The 4,458-nt window shown below is 42.2% G+C and carries 3 protein-coding genes and 1 pseudogene; 2 read left to right on the top strand and 2 right to left on the bottom strand.

The window, feature by feature from the left end; all coding sequences use genetic code 11:
• Nucleotides 1–2,291: excinuclease ABC subunit UvrA (gene uvrA / locus VB714_RS06985; RefSeq protein ID WP_323222493.1), on the bottom strand; the 2,291-nt coding region annotated here is incomplete at its 3' end.
• 30 nt (nucleotides 2,292–2,321) lie between these two features.
• On the bottom strand, nucleotides 2,322–3,287 hold the full coding sequence (locus VB714_RS06980) for a glycosyltransferase family 2 protein (RefSeq protein ID WP_323222491.1): 966 nt from the start codon (nucleotides 3,285–3,287) through the stop codon (nucleotides 2,322–2,324).
• A gap of 294 nt (nucleotides 3,288–3,581) precedes the next feature.
• On the opposite strand from VB714_RS06980, the gene VB714_RS06975 reads away from it, so the two are divergent.
• Nucleotides 3,582–4,055 (top strand): SET domain-containing protein-lysine N-methyltransferase, encoded by a 474-nt coding sequence (locus tag VB714_RS06975; protein ID WP_323222489.1) that lies wholly within the window; start codon nucleotides 3,582–3,584, stop codon nucleotides 4,053–4,055.
• Between the two features lie 75 nt (nucleotides 4,056–4,130).
• Nucleotides 4,131–4,458: pseudogene (locus tag VB714_RS06970) on the top strand (EamA family transporter); the annotation flags it as partial.

The following is a 4,458-nucleotide window of genomic DNA, read 5'->3' as shown; positions in this document are numbered from 1 at the left end:
TGTCCGCTACAGGCTTCACAACGCCCCCCTTTGACATTAAAAGAAAAGCGTCCTTGTTTATAACCTCGTGCTTTTGCTTCTATTGTTTCCGTAAAAATAGCGCGAATGCGATCGAAAATTCCAGTATAAGTTGCTGGATTCGATCGCGGAGTTCGACCGATGGGCGATTGGTCGATGACAATAACTTTATCCACTCCATTAATTCCTTTTAAAGAATCCAAATTATTAGGAAAAGGAACTTTTTTAAAGAGCTTATGTTTCAGGGCGGGATAAAGTAATTCATTGAGTAAAGTTGATTTACCAGAACCGGAAACTCCAGTAATACAAACTAATGTTCCCAAAGGAATAGTAACATCAATATTTTGCAGATTATTATGATGACAATTTGTTAAAATGAGAGAGCGTCCGTTCCCTTTTCTGCGTTTTTCTGGAGTGGCGATCGCCTTCCGTCCCGATAAATATGCCCCAGTTAGCGATCGCTCATTTTCCAGTAAAGTTTTAAAGTCTCCTTGACAGACAATTTCTCCTCCATGAAGTCCAGCTTTCGGTCCAATATCAACAAGATAATCGGCATTACGAATGGTGTCTTCGTCATGTTCGACCACAATCAAAGTATTGCCCAAATCTCGCAATTTTTTCAAGGTTTTTAAAAGGCGATCGTTATCTCGTTGGTGCAAACCAATACTGGGTTCATCTAAAACATACAAGACTCCCGTTAATCCTGCGCCGATTTGTGTTGCAAGGCGAATGCGTTGTGCTTCTCCTCCGGATAGTGTCATCGCAGCGCGATCGAGGGTTAAATAATCTAAGCCAACATCTAAGAGAAACTGCAAGCGTTGTTTGATTTCTTTGAGTGCTAATTCACCAATTAAGGCTTGACGTTGAGTTAAGTTTAAGGTGTTGATTTTTTCTAATGTCTCGCGAATAGAAACGCTAGTTAAATCGTTAATATGGCATTGTCCCAAACGCACGGAAAGGGCTTCGGGTTTGAGGCGCTTTCCTTGACAAGTTTCGCAGGTTTGAAAGACAATATATTGTTCTAGTTTTTGTTTAATTGCCTCTGAGTTAGTATCTTGATAATTGCGTTCTAAATTATTTAAAATTCCTGAAAATTTGCGATAGTAACCTTCCTCGCGATCGTTTTCGGATTCAATTAATATGGGTTCTTCGCAACCTTGCAGGAGAATATTTTTTTGTTTTTGAGTAAGTTTGTGCCAAGGAGTTTGTAATTCAAATCCATAAGCCTGTCCGATACTATATAAAAGGGAAAGATAGTAGGAATTATCTTTTTCCGACCAAGGGGCGATCGCGCTGTAAAGGGGTTGAGTCGGATCGGGAACGACCAATTCAGGGGAAAAAGTTCTCATACTGCCGATGCCATGACAGTGAGAACAAGCACCGTAAGGGGAGTTAAAGGAGAAAAAACGTGGGGAAAGTTCGTCCATCACTGCACCATGTTCCGGACAGGCAAAGTTTTCCGAAAAGACGATTTCTTGGGGTTTTTCCTTGTCGTCTTGCGGTTGCAGAGCAATAATTACCGTTCCTTCAGACCGCTTGAGACTGGTGGCAAGGGAGTCGGTGAGACGTTCTTGAATATCGGGCTTTTTAATCAGGCGATCGATGACAATCTCAATATTGTGAGTATTGTTTTTGCTTAATTCGATCGCATCGGTTAGTTCTCTAACTTCTCCATTAATTCTCACGCGCACGAATCCTTCAGAGGCAAGTCCAGAAATGAGTTTTTTGTGAGTTCCTTTTTTGCCGCGCACTACAGGAGCCAGAATTTGAAAGCGGGTGCGATCGGGGAGTTCCATAATGCGATCGCACATTTCATCGATGCTTTGTGGGGCAATATTGCGATCGCAGTGGGGACAGTGGGGTTCCCCAGCGCGTCCAAATAATAGCCGCAAATAGTCGTAAATTTCGGTAACGGTACCGACGGTGGATCGGGGGTTATGGGAGGTAGATTTTTGGTCGATGGAAATGGCGGGACTCAACCCCTCGATCGCATCTACGTCGGGTTTATCCAATTGTCCCAAAAATTGCCGCGCATAGGCACTGAGAGACTCGACATAACGTCGCTGTCCTTCGGCGAAGATGGTATCGAAAGCAAGAGAAGATTTCCCAGATCCCGATACTCCCGTGAAAACAATGAGGCGATCGCGAGGTAGATCGAGGTCGATATTTTTCAAGTTATGCTGTCTCGCCCCTCGAATGCGGATCGTGTTGCGAGAGTCGGGTTCATCTTCGAGGGTAGGTAGGCGATCGGACAGGTCAAGGGGTTGAGACATCAGGAGGTTGCGTAACAGACCTTAACAATTCTAGCGCAGTCGTTGCGGCAAACCTTGGTTGTCTTCAAATCCTCCCACTTCTCCTAAAATATAGATGGGTCTGCCTTTTACTTCTTCATAAATGCGTCCGATATATTCTCCTAAAATACCAATGCTGACAAGCTGTACTGCACCCAGGAAGAAAACGGCAATATGAATCGTCGCAAAACCCGTTAAAGGAGCCGTAGGTTGGACGATGCGCCAATAGAGAACCATACAAGCCATAATTAAGGCGATCGCCGCCGAAATTAAGCCGACATAAGTTGAAATGCGTAAGGGAATACGAGAAAAAGAAATAATCCCATTTAAGGCCAAAGAAAAGGACTTGCGAAAGGTATATTTTCGCTCTCCGGAAAACCGCGAATCTCGCTCAAATTTAATCGCAGTTTGACGAAATCCTACCCACGATCGCAGCCCCCGCAAATAGCGATTGCGCTCGGGCATGGCATTTAAAACATCTACCACCTTTCGATCCATGAGGCAAAAATCCCCTGTATCTGTGGGAATATCCACATCAGCAAGGCGTTTGAGCAGGCGATAAAACCAATAGGCATATAAGCGTTTGAGCCAGTTTTCCCGGTGGCGCTTGCTGCGTTGCGCGTACACCACTTGATAGCCCGATCGCCATTGTTCCGCCATGGCGATCGCCAATTCAGGAGGGTCTTGTAAGTCTGCATCCATAATAATAATGGCTTCTCCCCGCACAAAATTTAGCCCCGCAGTCACGGCAATTTGATGACCAAAATTTCTCGCTAAACTTAAATAACAAAAACGAGAATCTTTCTCGTGCAGTTCTCGCATGAGGATTAAAGAGCGATCGCGACTACCATCATTAATTAAAATGAATTCCGTCGTTCCATCTAACTGTTCTGCAACGTCCTGTAAGCGTTTGGACAGTTCAAAAATATTACTTTCTTCGTTATAAATAGGAATAACAAAGCTATATTTTGGTTTCATAACTTTTTCAATTATTAATTATCAACCTCAGCACAGGACAAAAGTTGTAAAGGGTAACAGACAGAGGGTTTGAGAGAAATTACAACAAAATCAATAAACTCTCATGGAACAGATTAACCAATTGCGAGAAAAATTGCGACCCCATCTCGGCTACAGCCCAAGAAGAAAGAGGATAATGATTTTTTTTGCAACATTTTTACCAATCTTGATGGCAAGTTTGATGCTTTTCTTGACTTTTTCTTCGTTCTTTGCAATCCTAGGGGCTACTGTTATGTTCTTTAGAGAGTGGAATTAATGCAGATTGCAGAAGACAATCTAACGGCTTCACCATTTGCCAAAATTCGGGAATGCCCGACTACCGGAGATAAATCCCTATGGGCGGCGATCGCCTTTGAACAAGGACAAGTCATTAGTAATTTTAGTGCGCGAGAAGTTCTCGATCGCCCCAATTATTTAACCGTGCAAATTAGCGATCGCCAACATATCATGCTCGCTCCCGAGTATTTACAATATATCAATCACAGTTGCGATCCCAATGTTTTTTTTGATACAAAAAATATGCAGGTAATTGCCATCAGAAAAATAAAGAGAGGAGAAGAATTTACATTCTTTTACCCTTCAACAGAATGGTCAATGGATCGGGGGTTTGATTGTCTTTGTCAAAGTGAAAATTGCTTAGGATCTATTCAAGGGGCAACACATATATTCCCACATATTCTGACAAAATACAACTTGTCGCAGTATATTCAACAAAAACTAGAAAGCTAAAATTAATTGGGAATACTGATGACTCAAGAATTGGAGTTACCATCAAGATCGAACCCTAACAATGAAAAACCCTTAATGGCTTTAGGCGCGCTCTCGATCGTTCTCATCCTCTTTGCCATTATTCCAATTCTGATTAGAGTCAGCGAAGGAGAAATCAGCCCCAATTCAACATTATTTAATCGCCTTTGGATTTCGACGGCAATATTGGGATTGTATAATGGATTATCAATTCTCAAGAAAAAGATATCGGGGGATCTGATTTCTATTAAACTCTTTCCTCTTTCTCAAAATATTCATACCCTCGGGTTGCTATTGTTGTTGGGAGTATTTTCGATTGGACAACAAGTATTTTATTTTAAATCCCTTGTTCAAACCAATATTGCCAATGCCGAGGTTTTACACA

Origin of the sequence: Spirulina sp. 06S082 (genome assembly GCF_034932145.1) — a bacterium.
Taxonomy (GTDB): Bacteria; Cyanobacteriota; Cyanobacteriia; order Cyanobacteriales; family Spirulinaceae; genus CCY15215.
This window is presented reverse-complemented; position numbering and strand designations above follow the sequence as displayed.